At 64.3% G+C, this 15,452-nt stretch carries 15 protein-coding genes; 6 read left to right on the top strand and 9 right to left on the bottom strand.

Annotated features, from left to right (window positions below):
- The first annotated feature begins 126 nt into the window (after positions 1 to 126).
- Positions 127 to 822, top strand: coding sequence for a CDP-alcohol phosphatidyltransferase family protein (locus E4662_RS11940; protein WP_136441805.1), 696 nt, complete (start codon positions 127 to 129; stop codon positions 820 to 822).
- Here E4662_RS11940 and E4662_RS11945 read toward each other — a convergent pair.
- The gene (locus E4662_RS11945) at positions 819 to 1,859 is read right to left on the bottom strand and encodes an MBL fold metallo-hydrolase (protein WP_136441806.1); all 1,041 of its coding nucleotides are present in this window, start codon (positions 1,857 to 1,859) and stop codon (positions 819 to 821) included. The genes E4662_RS11940 and E4662_RS11945 overlap by 4 nt on opposite strands.
- Positions 1,859 to 3,559, bottom strand: coding sequence for an acyl-CoA dehydrogenase family protein (locus E4662_RS11950; protein WP_136441807.1), 1,701 nt, complete (start codon positions 3,557 to 3,559; stop codon positions 1,859 to 1,861). Before E4662_RS11950 ends, E4662_RS11945 begins: the two co-directional genes overlap by 1 nt.
- 126 nt (positions 3,560 to 3,685) lie before the next feature.
- On the opposite strand from E4662_RS11950, the gene E4662_RS11955 reads away from it, so the two are divergent.
- Positions 3,686 to 4,633 carry an L-threonylcarbamoyladenylate synthase gene (locus E4662_RS11955; protein WP_136441808.1) on the top strand — a complete coding sequence of 316 codons (948 nt, stop codon included), beginning with the start codon at positions 3,686 to 3,688 and terminating at the stop codon, positions 4,631 to 4,633.
- 47 nt (positions 4,634 to 4,680) lie between these two features.
- On the opposite strand, the gene E4662_RS11960 is transcribed toward E4662_RS11955, so the two are convergent.
- Together E4662_RS11960 and E4662_RS11965 are read right to left on the bottom strand one after the other, a co-directional pair.
- Complete coding sequence (locus E4662_RS11960) at positions 4,681 to 5,019, bottom strand: hypothetical protein (protein ID WP_136441809.1); 339 nt, start codon at positions 5,017 to 5,019, stop codon at positions 4,681 to 4,683.
- Complete coding sequence (locus tag E4662_RS11965; RefSeq protein WP_136441810.1) at positions 5,016 to 5,597, bottom strand: YqgE/AlgH family protein; 582 nt, start codon at positions 5,595 to 5,597, stop codon at positions 5,016 to 5,018. Before E4662_RS11965 ends, E4662_RS11960 begins: the two co-directional genes overlap by 4 nt.
- 146 nt (positions 5,598 to 5,743) lie before the next feature.
- Here E4662_RS11965 and E4662_RS11970 point away from each other — a divergent pair, with 146 nt between their 5' ends.
- Positions 5,744 to 6,541, top strand: a complete 798-nt coding sequence (locus tag E4662_RS11970) for a protein-disulfide reductase DsbD domain-containing protein (protein ID WP_136441811.1) — start codon at positions 5,744 to 5,746, stop codon at positions 6,539 to 6,541.
- Here E4662_RS11970 and E4662_RS11975 read toward each other — a convergent pair.
- The 5 genes from E4662_RS11975 to E4662_RS11995 all read right to left on the bottom strand — a co-directional run bounded on the left by E4662_RS11975 (position 6,538) and on the right by E4662_RS11995 (position 13,429).
- Entirely contained in the window at positions 6,538 to 9,927 is a 3,390-nt protein-coding gene (locus E4662_RS11975; RefSeq protein WP_136441812.1) for an efflux RND transporter permease subunit, read from the bottom strand. The two genes, E4662_RS11970 and E4662_RS11975, sit on opposite strands and share 4 nt — an antisense overlap.
- A complete protein-coding gene (locus E4662_RS11980; protein WP_136441813.1) occupies positions 9,927 to 11,387 on the bottom strand; it encodes an efflux RND transporter periplasmic adaptor subunit in 1,461 nt (486 codons plus the stop codon). The genes E4662_RS11975 and E4662_RS11980 overlap by 1 nt, the downstream gene beginning before the upstream one ends.
- Before the next feature lie 93 nt (positions 11,388 to 11,480).
- On the bottom strand, positions 11,481 to 12,023 hold the full coding sequence (gene moaB, locus E4662_RS11985) for a molybdenum cofactor biosynthesis protein B (RefSeq protein WP_136441814.1): 543 nt from the start codon (positions 12,021 to 12,023) through the stop codon (positions 11,481 to 11,483).
- A gap of 10 nt (positions 12,024 to 12,033) precedes the next feature.
- Positions 12,034 to 12,642 (bottom strand): LysE family translocator, encoded by a 609-nt coding sequence (locus E4662_RS11990; protein ID WP_136441815.1) that lies wholly within the window; start codon positions 12,640 to 12,642, stop codon positions 12,034 to 12,036.
- Between the two features lies 1 nt (position 12,643).
- Positions 12,644 to 13,429 (bottom strand): uracil-DNA glycosylase, encoded by a 786-nt coding sequence (locus E4662_RS11995; RefSeq protein WP_136441816.1) that lies wholly within the window; start codon positions 13,427 to 13,429, stop codon positions 12,644 to 12,646.
- 120 nt (positions 13,430 to 13,549) lie between these two features.
- On the opposite strand from E4662_RS11995, the gene E4662_RS12000 reads away from it, so the two are divergent.
- The 3 genes from E4662_RS12000 to E4662_RS12010 are packed head-to-tail and all read left to right on the top strand — an operon-like array spanning position 13,550 to position 15,401.
- Positions 13,550 to 14,500 carry an aspartate carbamoyltransferase catalytic subunit gene (locus E4662_RS12000; RefSeq protein WP_136441817.1) on the top strand — a complete coding sequence of 317 codons (951 nt, stop codon included), beginning with the start codon at positions 13,550 to 13,552 and terminating at the stop codon, positions 14,498 to 14,500.
- Positions 14,497 to 15,036, top strand: a complete 540-nt coding sequence (locus E4662_RS12005; protein ID WP_136441818.1) for an aspartate carbamoyltransferase catalytic subunit — start codon at positions 14,497 to 14,499, stop codon at positions 15,034 to 15,036. Before E4662_RS12000 ends, E4662_RS12005 begins: the two co-directional genes overlap by 4 nt.
- Complete coding sequence (locus E4662_RS12010; protein ID WP_136441819.1) at positions 15,033 to 15,401, top strand: hypothetical protein; 369 nt, start codon at positions 15,033 to 15,035, stop codon at positions 15,399 to 15,401. Before E4662_RS12005 ends, E4662_RS12010 begins: the two co-directional genes overlap by 4 nt.
- Positions 15,402 to 15,452 lie beyond the last annotated feature (51 nt).

Raw genomic sequence — 15,452 nt, forward strand, 5'->3', positions numbered from 1 at the left:
TTTCTGATTCTCATTGTCTCAAGTACTTCGCAAAACGCCGTCATTGCCGCTTCTTCTCTGTCCAAATATCCACAAAACCACATCAGCCAATTTGCGCTCCGCTAAAAATTGGGCCATGACGCCTTCATGCAAGCACAGTCCAAAGCCCTGCTCGTCCACCTGCTCACTGCCACCGGCGCGGTGTTTGCCATGCTGGCCCTCCTGGCCGCGGCTCAGGAGGAATGGTCCATCATGTTTCTCTGGCTTGTCGTGGCCTTCGCAGTGGACGGCATCGACGGCCCGCTGGCGCGCAAATACGAGGTCAAGACCTACGCCCCGCGCTTCGACGGTGTGTTGCTCGATCTGATCATCGATTACCTGACCTATGTCTTCATTCCCGCCTTTGCCCTGTTCCAGTCCGGCCTGCTGCCCGGCTGGACCGGCTGGTTCGCGATCATCGTGATCACCTTTGCCAGCGCCATGTATTTTGCCGACGGCAACATGAAGACCAAGGACAACAGCTTCCACGGCTTTCCGGGCTGCTGGAACATGCTGGTGCTGGTGCTTTTCGCCCTGAAACCCGGCATTCCGGTGATTCTCTTCCTCGTGGCAGTGCTTGCGGTGGGCATGTTCCTGCCGCTCAAGTTCATCCACCCCGTGCGCACGGAACGCTGGCGCAACCTGTCGCTGCCCATGGCGCTGGCCTGGACCTTCTTTGCCGGATGGGCGGCTTGGGTCGATTTTCACCCGCAAAGCTGGGCGCATTGGGGGCTGATCGTCACGTCGGTCTACCTGATCAGCGTCGGCATCGTCATGCAGGTGGTCCCGGAGCGGTCGCGTTAAGCCCGCCGAAACAGCCACGCCCCATCGTCCCGCCGCTCCCGCGTTGCGCGCCCTGCGTGCCACAGGTGCAGGCAATGCGCCATCGCCTCCACCATGGCGAGCCCATATTCCGCCGCGCCAATGCGGCGTTTGAACAGCGCGGGAAAGCAGTCCACTGCGGTTTTCGGCTCGGACAGATCTTCCTCCAACCGCTCCAGCGCAGAATGGTGGTTGTCGATCAACTGCCGCATCCGCGCGGGCAGGCCGGTGAACGGCAGCTTGTGACCGCCCAAGACCAGATACGTCCCGCTGGCCAGACCGCTCAGCCGCTCGCAGGCCTCCAGCCATTCGCTCACCGGATCCGCCTCCGGCTCGGTCGGATACACCCCGAGGTTCGAGCTGATCGACGGCAGGATCTGATCTCCGGCCAGCACCAGATCGCCGTCCCGCGACCACAGCGTCGCGTGTTCCGGCGCATGGCCATTGCCGATGTGCACGTCCCAGACGCGCCCGCCCGCCTCAATCACGCTGCCCTGTTGAATGCGTGTGTAGCCAACCGGCATGGACGCAACGCAATCGGCAAAGTTGAAGGGCCGCTCCGTCATACGCTGCGCCAGAATTTCCGGCGCCATGCCGCAACCTTTCCAATAGGCCACCGTCTCCGCGCGCGGGGTCTCCTCCACATCCAGTAGCAACATCCGCGAGAGCAGCCACGCGGTGCGCGTCGTCAGAAGCTCCGCGCCAAACTCGGACTGAAACCAGCCCGCCAGTCCCACGTGATCAGGGTGATGGTGCGTGACAATCACCCGTGTTACCGGCTTGCCCCGCAGCGGCCCGGCCATGATCTCTTGCCAGATCGCCCGGCTTTTCCGGGATGCAAAGCCGGTGTCAACCACCGTCCAGCCGTCGCCATCATCCAGCGCATAGACGTTCACATGGTCCAGCTTCATCGGCAACGGAAGGCGCATCCACAACACGCCTTCTGCGATCTGAACCGCCTCCCCGTGGGCAGGCGGCTGTTCAAACGGGTATCGGATCAGATCCCGCCCGCCGTCCATCAGGAGGCCAGATCCTCGGGCGTGATTGCCATCAGCCCCGCATCACCCGCACGCGCATGGGCAAACAACCCGGCATGGTCGGGCAGCAGCCGTTCGATATAGAACCGCGCCAGTCGCGCCCGCGCGCTGTCCGGCTGCGCCATCGCCGCCTTGAGGTGATAGTGCCCGCCCAGAACCCGCGCGAAGCCGCGCAGGAACGGCACCGCACCGGCAAACCGTTCCGCCATCGGCAGGGCAACAAGCGCCTCGATTGTCTCGCGCAGGGTCTCGCACGCTTGCCAGACCGGCTCCGCCAGCTCCGGCATCGTGGCGCGCGCATGTTCGGCATTGGATTCGAGTTCATCCAGCAGCCGGAACGCCGCCTCGCCCCCATCCATCAGCTTGCGCCCCACAAGGTCCATCGCCTGAATGCCGTTGGTGCCCTCATAGATCGCCGTCACCCGCACATCGCGCAGGAACTGCGCCGCGCCGGTCTCTTCGACAAAGCCCATGCCGCCGTGCACCTGCACCCCGAGGTTGGCCACGTCGATCCCGGTCTCCGTACCAAACGCCTTAGCAATCGGCGTCAGCAAAGCCGCCCGCGCCGACCAATCCGCGTCCCCCGTGGCCTGCCCCATATCGAGCGAAACCGCACAATCGAGCGCGATGGCCCGCGCGGTGAACAGATCGGCTTTCATCGTGGCCAGCATCCGGCGCACATCCGCGTGGCCGATGATGGTGCCTTCCTTGGTCCGACCCTGCTTGCGCTCATTGGCAAAGGCCAGAGCGTGCTGATAGGCCCCTTCCGCCGCGCCAATACCCTGACCGCCCACGCCCAGTCGCGCGTTGTTCATCATGGTGAACATGGCCCGCATCCCGTCATGCGGCTCGCCCACAAGCCAGCCGGTTGCGCCGTCATACTGCATCACGCAGGTCGGCGAGCCGTGCAGGCCCAGCTTATGCTCAAGGCTCACCACCTTGAGCGTGTTGGCCACACCGGGATTACCGGTCTCATCCGGGATCAGCTTCGGCACGAGGAACAGCGAAATTCCCTTGGTCCCCGGCACGCCATCGGGCAGCCGCGCCAGCACAAGGTGACACACGTTCTCGGTAAAATCGTTGTCCCCCCAGGAAATATAGATCTTCTGCCCGGTGACCGCATAAGTGCCATCGCCATTCGGCTCCGCCTTCGACGACAGCGCCCCCACGTCCGAGCCCGCCTGCGGCTCCGTCAGGTTCATGGTCCCCGCCCATTCGCCGGAAATCAGTTTCGGCAGATACAGGTCCTTCAGCGCGTCCGACGCGTGATTCTCAAGCGCCTCGATCTGGCCCTGCGTCATCAGGGGATTCAGCTGCAGCGACAGGTTTGCCGCCGCCATCATCTCGTTCACCGCCGTTGTGACGGTCATCGGCAGCCCCATGCCGCCATGCTCCGGATCTGCCGAAATCCCGATCCAGCCGCCTTCGGCAATGGCTTTGTAGGCATCGCCAAACCCTTTGGACGACCGCACCACGCCATTCTCCAAACGCGCAGGATCAAGATCCCCATTACGGTTTAGCGGCGCGAGCACCTCTTCGCACATTTTCCCTGCTTCGTTCAGGATCGCATCAACCATCTCCGGTGTCGCCTCGCCGAACCGATCGGTCTCCGCAACGCGGGCAAAGCCCACGATGTCGTTCATCAACAGGCGGTAATCCTCCAGGGGCGCGCGATATGGCATGCTGTCTCCTCGTCACTTGGCAATGCCCGAATGCTCTTGTAGCAAAGGACCTTGTATCGCAAGCGTATCGGCCACAGGCTGGCCTTCAACCGAAACGCGGCGTCACAACGCGGCATAAGGCGCAACATGACCGAAACACCAACCCTGACCCTCAAACCGGACGCAGATAGCCTGCGCGAGGCTGCCGCGCTTTTACACAACGGCGCGCTTGTCGCCTTCCCGACAGAGACGGTCTACGGGCTCGGCGCCAACGCGCGGGACGATCACGCGGTTGCGCGCATCTACGAGGCAAAGGGCCGCCCGAGCTTCAACCCGCTGATCGTGCATTTCGCCGATCTGGACGCGGTGCGCGCCGTGGTGGACTGGAACGCCGCCGCCGAATCCATCGCCGCCGCCTACTGGCCCGGCCCGCTGACGCTGGTGCTGCCGCTGAAGCCCGACTCGGGCATTTCCAAACTGGTCACCGCCGGTCTCGATACCCTCGCCGTGCGCATGCCCGCCTCACCTGTGGCGCGCGATCTGCTGCGCGCCTTTGGCGGACCGGTCGCCGCGCCTTCCGCCAACCGCTCCGGCCAGATCAGCCCAACACGGGCAGAGCATGTGCTGAACGGGCTGTCCGGGCGCATTGAGGCCGTGCTGGACGGCGGCCCCTGCTCCGTCGGTCTCGAATCGACCATCCTCGGGCTGGCCGGCAAACCGACGTTGCTCCGTCCCGGCGGCATCACGCTTGAAGAAATCGCCGAAACCCTCGGCACCCGCATTGCCGAGCGCAAGGACACCGAAGCCATCTCCGCCCCCGGCCAGACCCGCTCCCACTACGCCCCGCGCGCCCGCGTGCGCCTGAATGCCGCCGATTGGCTCCCTGGCGAGGCCCGGCTGGGGTTCGGTGATGTCGACTGTGACCTGAACCTGTCCCCGGACGAAACCCTGCGCGATGCGGCGGCGAACCTGTTTGAATACCTGCACCGGCTGGACGCCACCGGTGCTCAGACCATCGCGATCTCACCCATCCCCCACGTTGGCCTCGGGATCGCGATCAATGACCGCCTGAGCCGGGCTGCGGCGGAGCGCTGATTTCGAAGGAGGCGACCCATCAGGGTCGACGACTGGCGGGCAGGCCTCTAAATCACCCCAAACGCCGCCAGCAGCGGCGCAATGCCGGTGCGTGTCGCCTTGAAGCTGGGAATATCCGTGCCGGTCAGGTTGCCGCCCTTGAACTGGTACAGCTCACAATGCCCGGCAAAGACCTCCACCTCGATCTCCCGCGACGGCCAGCCAAACAACACGTTTGGCCAATAGCCCCGCGCGGCGGTCTCCGGCTTCGGGATCTTGCCTTTTGTGGTCTCCAGAAGACGTGTTGCCGTCTTGATCGCGGCGGGCTCCGGCGCCCAGTCTTCCGTCCATTTGATCGCAATGCCGTCCCAGGCCTCGGGCAACTCGGAAGGTTTGACCCCGCTCATGCGGTGCCACCTTCTGCCGAGAGCGTCAGCGCGGCCACCCCAAGCGTTTCCAGCGCCGCTTCCCACTTCTGTGCATCCGGCAAATCAAAGATCAGCTGCGCCGAACTGTCACAGACCAGCCAGCCATTGGCCGCAAGCTCGCTCTCCAACTGCCCCGCGCCCCACCCGGCATAGCCCAGCGCCATCAGCCAGCGCACCGGCCCCTGCCCGCGTGCAATCTCCTCCAGCACGTCGAGCGTGGCGGTCATGGAAATGTCGTCCTGCACCTGCAAGGTCGTCGTGGCAGAGCTGTAGTCCGGCGAATGCAGCACAAAGCCGCGCCCCATCTCCACCGGTCCGCCAAAGTGCACAAACCGGTCCCGCAGCGTTGGCGTCATCTCGATATCGAGCTGCAAAAGCAAAGACTTGATGTCCACGTCCTTGCTCGGCTTGTTGACGATCAAGCCCATTGCGCCATCGTCGGAGTGGTCACAGAGGAACACGAGGCTGTGTGCGAATCGCGGATCTCCCATGCCCGGCATGGCAATCAGCATCTTTCCGGTCAGGTCAGTTGTTCCAAGGGCCGTCTCAGATGGCATTCATGCGGGTTCCTCTTGCTCTTCCAACACCATGGCCCCCGCGCGGGACGGGTGCAAGGGGCAGCGCATTGCCTTCGGCGCACCGGTCACGCCCAATCTCCGGAACGTGACTTTAAATTTCAGACCAAACTTGCCATTTGAAGAGGATGAAAACGCTCACCTCCATCCTTGCGCTGCTTGCCTTGCCCGCCACCGCGGTGGCCGAACGGTATGACGACGTGATCCACGCCGAACTGCGGCCCGGATGGCGGTTGCCGAACGGAGATCATATGGCCGCCCTGCACCTGAGCCTCGCGCCGGGATGGAAAACCTATTGGCGCAGCCCCGGCGATGCAGGCATTCCGCCGATGTTCGACTGGCGCGGCGGGCAGGTTTCCGGCGTCGAGGTCGAATGGCCTGCGCCGCATGTGTTCTACCAATCCGGCATGCGCTCGGTTGGCTATGAGGGCACCGTGGTCCTGCCGCTGCGAGTCTCGCTCAAACATGGCAAGGCCCGGGACAGCCGCCTGAGGGGCGTGATCGACATCGGCATCTGCAAGGATGTCTGCCTGCCGCACCGTATCCGCGTCGAAGCGGTCCTGCCCGCCAGCGGCGGCGCCCCGGACCCGCAGATCATCGCCGCTCTGGCCGATGTGCCGTTCTCTGCCGACGAAGCCGGCGTGCGTTCGGTCAGTTGCAACGTCAGCCTTGGTGAGGACGGCATCAGCCTGCGCACCGAGATCGGCATGAAGCCAACCGGCGGCCGCCCCGAAACGGTGATCGAACTGCCCGATCCCAACCTCTGGGTGTCTGACCCCGAAAGCCGCTGGAGCGGCGGGCGTCTGGTTTCCGAATCCCGTGTCATGCACGCCAACGGTCAGACCTTTGCCCTGAACCGCTCCGACGTGCGCATCACCGTGCTGACCAACTCCGTCGCGGTCGACATCGACGGCTGCGCCCCTTAAGGCGTCTGCCGCTTCGGCCCGCTCAGCGCCACCACCAGCGCCGCAATCACGTAAAGCCCCAGCACAAACACCGCCGCCCCGGCGATGAACAGCCCCATCGCGGCCAACAAGGGTGAGACCGGCAGATCAAAGCTGAGCACCGGCAAAAGCGCTCCGGTCCAGATCACATGCCCCATGGTCGCGCCGAGCCACCCGAGAAGCGACACAGCCGCCAAGACCAGCATCGCGCGCACCCCGCCGTGCCGGAACCGCAACCCCCGCCGCGCCGCGCGCCCCATCCGCGCCAGATCGTCCTGCACCGCGATCAGCGCCGGAACCACCATCAGCACCAGCACCATGCCAAAGCTCAGCCCGTAAACCAGTGTGATCACCGTCGGCTTCAGGAACTGCGCATCGGACGAGCGTTCATAAAGCAGCGGCGCAAGGCCCAAAACCGTCGTCGCCGTGGTCAGGAACACCGGGCGCAAACGATCCGCAGCCCCGTCAATGATCGACGGAATGATCCCCCGCTCTGCACCATATTCGTCAATCTGGGTCACCAGAACGATGGAATCGTTGATGATGATCCCGGTCATCCCGATCAGCCCGACCACGGTGAACATGCTGAGCGGCACATCCCAATGGGCATGGCCGTAAATCGTCCCGACAAGCCCGAACGGAATGATCGACATGACCACAATCGGCCGCGTCCAACTGGCAAAGACCCAGGCCAGCACAAGGTAAATCCCCAGCAGCACCATCATCAGGCCAAAGCTCACATCCGACAGGAACTGCCCTTCCTGCTCCGAAAGGCCCGACAGGCGGTATTGCACCTGGCGGCTGTTGGCGATGCCCGGCAGGATCTCTTCTTCCAGCGCTTCCATGATCTGCGTCGCGCGGGCCGGATCGTCCTCGGAAATATCCCCGGTGACAGAGATCAGCCGGATCCCGTTCTCGCGCAGCACCGAAGAAAAGCCCGTGCGCTGCTCGACGCTGACCAGATCGGCCAGCGGCACATATTCCCCGGCCCCCGTCCGCATATGCGTGCGCTCAAGAAAATCGGCGGTCAGCTCACCCTCGGGCAGTTCCACCCGAATTGCAGCGCTGCGCGGCCCCACGGGGTAGGTGGCCGCTTCGATCCCGCCCAGCCGGTTGCGCAGCACCCGGCCCAGCCCGTCAATCTCGAAGCCTAGCGCCTGTCCTTGCGGAGTCAGCTCAAGGATCAGCTCTTCCTTGTCGTAGGCCAGATTGTCCTCGACCGCTGAAACCTCCGGGAACCGCGCCACAGCCGCTTTGAGATCCTCGGACGCCTGCTTCAGAACCGCCGCGCTTGCGCCGAAGAACTGCACATCCAGCGCATCCCCGCCCGGCCCGGAACGCCAGCCCCGGAAGGAAATCGTCTCGACAAGCGGATGGCGGGTGATCCGCCCCTGCAACTCTCCGACAAAGGCAAAGCTGGAATAAGGCCGCAGGTCCGCCGCGATCAGTTCAATCGAAATCCCGCCCAGCTGATCCGCGTCCTTGCTGTCCGCCCCGGCAAGCCCCCGGCCCGCGTTGCCGCCGATCTCGGCCATGACATAGGCCAGCGGATTGGCGCCGTAGCGCTCTTCGTATTCCTTGCCCAGCGCCTCGGTGCTCTCCTGGACAAGCCGCATCTGGGCCAGCGTATCCTCCCGCCCGGCCCCCGGTGCCATGGCGAAATTGCCGGTGACGGAGGCCCGTTCCGGCGCGTTGAAAAAGCGCCACTGCACATCGCCCCGGATAAACAGCGCCGCCTGCGAGGCCAGCGCGACAACCGCCCCGGCCAGCACCACGTAGCGCGCCGCTATGACACCTGCCATGAACGGGCGGAACAGGGTTTCGCGCACCCAGACAAAGCCCCGGTTCACCAGCCGCGACGGCAGATCGTACCAATGTTCCTTGGCACCATGCGCGACCGCATGGGCCATGTGGTTCGGCAGGATCAGGAAGCACTCCACGAGGCTCGCCGCCAGCACCGCGATCACCGTGAAAGGAATATCCGCGATCAAATCGCCAAACCGCCCGCCAACCGCCACAAGGCCAAAAAATGCAATCACCGTGGTGAGCGTGGCCGAAAAAACCGGCAAGGCCATGCGCCGCGCCGCTGTTTCCGCCGCTTCAAAAGAGCCAAGCCCCTGCCGCGACAGATGATCGGCGTGTTCACCAACCACGATGGCATCATCCACCACAATCCCCAGCGTGATGATCAGGGCAAAGAGCGAGATCATGTTGATCGTCAGCCCGCCCAGATACATCAGCGCAATCGCCGCTAAGAGGGCCACAGGAATGCCGGTTGCCACCCAAAAGGCCGTGCGGGCGTTGAGGAACAGGAACAGGATTACCAGAACCAGCGCCAGCCCGAGTCCCGCATTGTCCAGCAGGATGTTCAATCGGCCCGTGATGGCCTCTGCGCGGGTGCGGATCAGATCGACGCTCACCCCGTTCGGCAGCCCTGCTTCGAACTCCGCGGCGACGTCTTCCACCGTGCGCTGAATGCCGATGGCATCCCCCCGGTCGCTGCGGTCCACGCGCACGGAAATCGCAAGGTTCTCGCCAACGAAGTAGCTGCGCTCGCGGTCGATCCCTTCCACCCGAACCGTCGCCACATCGCCCACGGTCAGCTTCGAGCCATCCGCGTTGGAGCGCAGAACGATCCCCGCGATGTCATCCGCCGCCCGTTTCTCCACGCCGGTGCGGACACGCGCGCCTGCGCCGCCCACGTCACCTGCCGGATCGGCATTGACCTCCGCCCCGATTGCCGTGGCGATCTGGGCCATGGTCACGTCATTGGCGATCAGGTTCTGCGACGGCACCTCGACCACGGTTTCCGGCGCGGCAATGCCCCGGATCGTGGTGCGGGTCACACCTTCGGCAAAGAGCCGCAGCACAAGCTCATCGGCAAACCGGGCAAGCTGGTCGATGTCCACGGGCCCGGTGATGACCATATCGGTCACCCTGTCACGCCAATAGCGCCGCACAACGTCAGGCTCTTCGGCGGCCTCGGGCAGGTTGGTCACGCTGTCGACCGCGCTTTGCACGTCATTGGCGGCACGGGCCATGTCCCAACCCGGCTCGAACTCCAGCGAGATGCTGCCGCGCCCCTCGCGCGAGGTGGCCTCCGAACTCAGCACCCCTTCGACCGCCAGCAGGGTCGGCTCCAGCACCTGAACCACCGCCGAATCCACGTCTTCGGCCCCGGCCCCATCCCAGGCGACATTGACGCTCACCTCATCGAGGATCACATCCGGGAAAAACTGCGCGCGCATGTTGGGGGCGGAAAACAGACCGGCAGCCACAAGAATGACCAGCAGCAGGTTGGCCAGCGTCGGGTGACGCGTGAAATAAGAGAACAGGCCTCCGGCCCGCTGGGACAACCCCCGCGCCATCAGCCGCCCATCCGCGCTTCGATCCGCGCCACGACGGCGGCGGGAACCTGCGCTTGCTCCAGTTGCCCGAGCAGCCGTGACTTCACTTCCGCCGGCATCCGCTTGTTCGCTTCGATGAAGGCCCGCAGCCGGGCGCGGCGTTCATCGCTCAGCTCAATCATCTCTGGCGCTGCGGCCACCTGCGGCGCCGCACCAACCCTGAGCGGATTGACCTTGATCCCCGCGCCAAGCAGCGGCGTGCGCTCGGCCACGATTTCCGCGCCGCTGATTGCCCCCGCCCGGATGAGCACATCATCGCCCTGCCTGCGCATGACCTGCACCCGCGCGCTTGCCAGACGGTCCTCTTCGCCGATCATGAGCACCGTTCCGCTGGCATCAACGGCGGTGGACGGAACCCGCGCAACGCGCTCCAGCGGCGCTTCTCGGGCGGACACGGTGACAAAATCGCCGGGCTTGAAGCCGCGCGGCGCGCTCAGCGTCGCGAACAGCCGCCGTCCGGTCTGGCCTTCGCCCACCGCCGCGCTCTCGCGGCTGATCTGGCCCTCGGCCTGAATATTCGTGCCAAAGACGTCCAGCGTCACCGTCACATCAGACCGCTGCAGGACACCATTCTCATCCAGAAGCCGTGCGTATTCCTGCGTCGACACGCGAAACGCCACCTCCAGCGATTGCGCATCAACCACCTCGCCGAGCTTTTCATTGCTCGACACAAGCCGCCCGGCCACAACCGAAACATCCGACAGCAGCCCGGCAAACTCTGCCCGCACTTCGGTATCCGCCAACCCGCGCCGTGCTTCGCTCAGAGCAATCTCCGCGCGTCTCAACCGGGTCACGGACTGATCGATCCGCGCCTGCGCCGTGGCCACAGATTGCCGGTGAGACAACACCGCCTGCCGGGCCGAGGACAGCGCCAGTTCAGCGGTCTCAACCGCCGCCGCCGTGCCCACGTTGCGCGCCCTCAGATCGTTTTGCCGCTGCAAGGCCTTTTCCCGCAGAGCCACCTGATCCTGCGCCGCCGCAAGTTCGTCCTGCGCCAGCACAACCGCACGCTCCGCTTCGCGCTGCTCGGCCCCGGCATCCAGCAGATCGCTTTCTGCCCGGTCCAGAGCCGCCTGCGCGTCGGCGGGATCAATCCGGGCCAGAACCTGCCCCGCCTCTACCCGGCCGCCTTCGACAAACTCGGGGGCCAGATCAATCAGTGCGCCGCCCGTCGCAGCCCGGAGCTCCAGCGTCCGGCTCGATTGCACTTCGCCAAAGGCGCGCAGCACCGGCACGATGGTTTCCGGCGTCACGGTCACAACGTTCACCGCAAAAACCCGCTCCTGCCCGCGCGGCATGCGGGGTTCTTCGGACATGCGTGCCTCAACAGCATCCCGCACCATCGTCCCGGCATAGACCAGAAGCGATAGGGTCACGGCCATCAAAAAGAGGCCGGTCAGGCTTTTGCGAAGAAATCGCATATGTCGAACTCCACGGCGCGCCGCAAATACCGGAAATCACGGGGTTTCGCAGCCTATCCCCATAATCTATGCGTCTTTATACGCGCTTCCAGATCACTTCCGTCGCAAATGTTCGTCGAGTCTGGGAAAAATCTCGACGAAATTGCAGGGGCGGTGGCGGAAATCGAATTGCCAGCGCAGAATTTCATCCCATGCATCCTTGCACGCCCCGGTGCTGCCGGGCAGCGCAAAGAGATAGGTGCCACCGGCCACGCCGCCCGTGGCCCGGCTTTGCACGGCGCTGGTTCCGATCTTTTGGAAACTGACCATGGTGAAGACCGTGCCAAAGGCGTCGATCTCTTTTTCATAGACATCGCGGTGCGCCTCGACCGTCACATCGCGCCCCGTCAGGCCGGTTCCGCCGGTCGAAATCACCACGTCCACGTCCGGGTTCGCGATCCAGGCGCGCAGTTGATCCGCGATTTCGGCCCGCTCGTCGCGGAGGATCTTGCGATCGGCCAGCACATGCCCGGCCTCCGTCAGCCGCGACACCAGCGTATCACCGCTGCGATCCTCGTCCAGCCCACGCGTGTCGCTGACCGTCAGCACCGCGATCCTGACAGGAATGAACTCTTTGCTCTCATCAATCCGGCTCATGCCGTTCTCCTCAGATTGCGAGCCGAAGGGCCAGCCCGCCAAACACCGTTGCGGTGATCCAGCGCATCACGCGCTCGACCGTGCCGCCTTGTTTCAGGTGATGCGTCAGCCGCCCCGCGAACTGCCCCACCGTCCCGTTTATGAAAAACCCGCCAAGGCTGATGACCGCGCCAAAGATCAGGAACTGCGGCAGAACCGCGCGCGCCGGGTCCACGAACTGTGGCACAAAAGCGAGAATGAACAGGATCACCTTCGGGTTGGTCATGCTGACAAAGAACCCTTCGCGCATGGCGCGTTTGGGGCTGACCGCCTGCAGGTTGCCGCCGCCAAACGGGGTGCGCAACGTCCGGATTGCGAGGTACAGCAGATAGCCAACCCCGAGCCACCGAATGGCGTCAAAAGCCCCCGGCACAGCCGCCAGAAAGGCGCTCAGGCCCAGCCCGGCCAAGAGCGCATGCACCATGCCGCCAGCGCTGATCCCCGCCGAGCCAGCCCAGCCCGCGCGCGGCCCGCCGCGCAATCCCTGCGCCATGCAAAACAGCATATCCGCGCCCGGCGTGATGTTCAGCGCCAGCGATGCGGGGACAAAGGCCAGAAGGACAAGCGGGTCGATGATCATCTCATTTGCCTTCCAGCCGTGCCTTCACGGCCAGCAAATCCGCCCATGTCTCGCGCTTCGCCGACGGCGTGCGCAGCAGATACGCCGGGTGCAGCATCGGCATGGCCGGAATACCTTCGGCCTCCGACCAGTTCCCGCGCAGACGGGTGATCCCGCGTTTGCCCAAAAGCGCCTGACAGCTGATATTTCCCATGATCACAAGCACATCCGGTCTAACCAGAGCGATGTGCTTGCGCAGGAACGGCTGCAACATGGCAATCTCTTCCGGCCTCGGATCGCGGTTCTGCGGCGGGCGCCACGGCATCACGTTGGTGATATAGACGCTCTCCTCGCGGCTCAGCCCGATGGCGGCCAACATCCTGTCCAGCAATTGCCCGGCACGGCCCACAAACGGCTTGCCGATCCGGTCCTCATCCCGCCCCGGCGCTTCGCCGACGATCATCACCCGTGCGTCCGGCACGCCGTCGCTGAATACGAGGTTGCGCGCCCCGCGCTTCAACTCGCAATGCTCAAACGCACCCAAAGCGGCCTGCAAAGCCTCCAGCGAAGCCGCGCCTTTGGCCGCCGAAACAGCCTCCGCAACCGGGTCCACCTTCGCTTCGGGAACCACGGGAACCGGCCCGCGTTTGGCCACCCCTTGGGCCTTGCGCGCCTTGGCCTGCTCCTTCGCGGCCTCTTCCACGGCAAAGCGGTCCACCGGCGCGTCCGCGATCGCCTCGACCACGCCCAGTTCCACCTGCCATTCGAGCAAAGCCCGGGCCGTATGCCAATCCATTCCCGAATCCATACGCGCTACCCTAGTCCCGCTCATGAGCAAAGAAAATCCGCTCTCGTGCATTGCCCGCGTGAAACCCTTGCCGAAATCCCCCCCGCTTTCTATTAGGGGACAGCACGACAAGAGGGCCCCATGCGTTTCGATCACCGCCACCTTCTGGGCATCGAGCCCCTGCGCCCCGATGAAATCACCACCATTCTCGACCTCGCCGACCAATACGTCGCGCTTGGACGCCGCCGCGAGAAACACGCCAACGCGCTCGCGGGGCTGACGCAGGTCAACATGTTCTTCGAGAACTCCACCCGCACGCAGGCCAGCTTTGAGCTTGCAGGCAAGCGGCTTGGCGCGGATGTGATGAACATGGCGATGCAGGCCTCCTCGATCAAAAAGGGCGAAACCCTGATCGACACCGCCATGACGCTGAACGCCATGCACCCCGATTTGCTCGTGGTCCGTCACCCGCATTCCGGCGCGGTGGACCTTCTGGCGCAAAAGGTGAACTGCGCCGTGCTCAACGCAGGCGACGGCAGGCACGAACACCCGACCCAGGCGCTTCTGGACGCGCTCACCATTCGCCGTGCCAAGGGCCGCTTGCACCGGCTTAACATCGCCATCTGCGGCGACATCGCCCACAGCCGCGTCGCCCGCTCCAACATCCTGCTCTTGCACAAGATGGAAAACCGCATCCGCCTTGTCGGCCCGCCGACTCTCATGCCCTCCGGCGTCGAACATTTCGGCGTCGAGGTCTATGACAACATGGAAGAGGGCCTCAAAGACGTCGACGTGGTCATGATGCTCCGTCTCCAGCGCGAACGCATGGACGGCGGTTTCATCCCGTCGGAGCGCGAGTATTACCACCGCTACGGGCTGGATGCGGAAAAGCTCGCCCATGCCAAGGACGACGCCATCGTCATGCACCCCGGCCCCATGAACCGCGGCGTGGAAATCGACGGCACCATCGCGGACGACATCAACCGCTCCGTCATTCAGGATCAGGTCGAGATGGGTGTGGCCGTGCGCATGGCCGCTATGGACCTGCTCGCCCGCAACCTGCGCGCGCATCCCAAGGAAGTCATGGCATGACCACCATGAACATCAACGGCTCGGAGACCGGCACCTTTCGCCTCTTCCACCTTGATCTGCCGCCCGAGGCCGTTGAGCGCTTCACCACCATGGCGGGCACCGGCGAGTGGCCGCTGAAATACGGGCTTGGCGCCACCAAACTGCGCCCGGCCTTTGTCGATGTGGTGGACATCCGCGATCTGGGCGAGATGCCGCTGTCGAAATATCTGGCCGAGGCGCACAACGCCTCCGGCGTGGATTTCAAAGCCGCCAAACCGCAGATCGACAGCCTGAAGGGCCACGTCATTGTCCTGCCCTCTCAAGCCTTCGAGAACACCTCGCAGACCCTGACCATCGCCTCGCCCCTGCGCTGGATCGGCACCTTTCACGAGGAAACCGGCAAGGCGCGCGGGGCCAAGCTGCGCAGCAAATCGGCCCAAGGTACCCTCACCGGGGCGGACGCCAATGACCCGCCGGGCAGCACCAACATGCTCAAGCTGATCCTTGCCGCCGTGGCCGTGCTCTTCCTCCTGCTGCTCGCGTTTTTCCTGCTATGACCGAATTTCGCCCGGACCGGCAAACATACATCCAATCCCACCTGACCCTCGCCGCCGTCGCCATGGCGGGCGGGATGCTGATCCTGTGGATCGCAGGCAACCCCCATGTCTGGACCGGAGCCATCGGCGGCCTCGCCGCCGTTGCCATCCGCGGCTGGTACCTGATGGACGAAGCCTTGGGCGAGGCCTGGACCATGGATGAGACCACGCTGAACGGGCCCGGCGGACGGATCGTGCGCCTGTCCGACTTGGCAAATGTGAAAAAGATCGGCTCGGCGGTGCAACTGATCACAAAATCCGGCGACAAACACCTGATCAAGTTTCAGGGCGACCCGGAAGGCGTTGTGGCGCGGATCAAGCGCTGAAACCACTACGCCTGCCTCTACTACAAAAGCGCTTGATTGGGCTATTCCAGA

It is taken from the genome of Pacificoceanicola onchidii, from assembly GCF_004804335.1.
GTDB lineage: Bacteria > Pseudomonadota > Alphaproteobacteria > Rhodobacterales > Rhodobacteraceae > Pacificoceanicola > Pacificoceanicola onchidii.

Coding starts and splice junctions, on each gene's coding strand:
- E4662_RS11940 (WP_136441805.1), top strand. CDS start 127: ATGCAAGCACAGTCCAAAGCCCTGCTCGTCCACCTGCTCACTGCCACC.
- E4662_RS11945 (WP_136441806.1), bottom strand. CDS start 1,859: ATGGACGGCGGGCGGGATCTGATCCGATACCCGTTTGAACAGCCGCCT.
- E4662_RS11950 (WP_136441807.1), bottom strand. CDS start 3,559: ATGCCATATCGCGCGCCCCTGGAGGATTACCGCCTGTTGATGAACGAC.
- E4662_RS11955 (WP_136441808.1), top strand. CDS start 3,686: ATGACCGAAACACCAACCCTGACCCTCAAACCGGACGCAGATAGCCTG.
- E4662_RS11960 (WP_136441809.1), bottom strand. CDS start 5,019: ATGAGCGGGGTCAAACCTTCCGAGTTGCCCGAGGCCTGGGACGGCATT.
- E4662_RS11965 (WP_136441810.1), bottom strand. CDS start 5,597: ATGCCATCTGAGACGGCCCTTGGAACAACTGACCTGACCGGAAAGATG.
- E4662_RS11970 (WP_136441811.1), top strand. CDS start 5,744: ATGAAAACGCTCACCTCCATCCTTGCGCTGCTTGCCTTGCCCGCCACC.
- E4662_RS11975 (WP_136441812.1), bottom strand. CDS start 9,927: ATGGCGCGGGGGTTGTCCCAGCGGGCCGGAGGCCTGTTCTCTTATTTC.
- E4662_RS11980 (WP_136441813.1), bottom strand. CDS start 11,387: ATGCGATTTCTTCGCAAAAGCCTGACCGGCCTCTTTTTGATGGCCGTG.
- moaB (WP_136441814.1), bottom strand. CDS start 12,023: ATGAGCCGGATTGATGAGAGCAAAGAGTTCATTCCTGTCAGGATCGCG.
- E4662_RS11990 (WP_136441815.1), bottom strand. CDS start 12,642: ATGATCATCGACCCGCTTGTCCTTCTGGCCTTTGTCCCCGCATCGCTG.
- E4662_RS11995 (WP_136441816.1), bottom strand. CDS start 13,429: ATGGATTCGGGAATGGATTGGCATACGGCCCGGGCTTTGCTCGAATGG.
- E4662_RS12000 (WP_136441817.1), top strand. CDS start 13,550: ATGCGTTTCGATCACCGCCACCTTCTGGGCATCGAGCCCCTGCGCCCC.
- E4662_RS12005 (WP_136441818.1), top strand. CDS start 14,497: ATGACCACCATGAACATCAACGGCTCGGAGACCGGCACCTTTCGCCTC.
- E4662_RS12010 (WP_136441819.1), top strand. CDS start 15,033: ATGACCGAATTTCGCCCGGACCGGCAAACATACATCCAATCCCACCTG.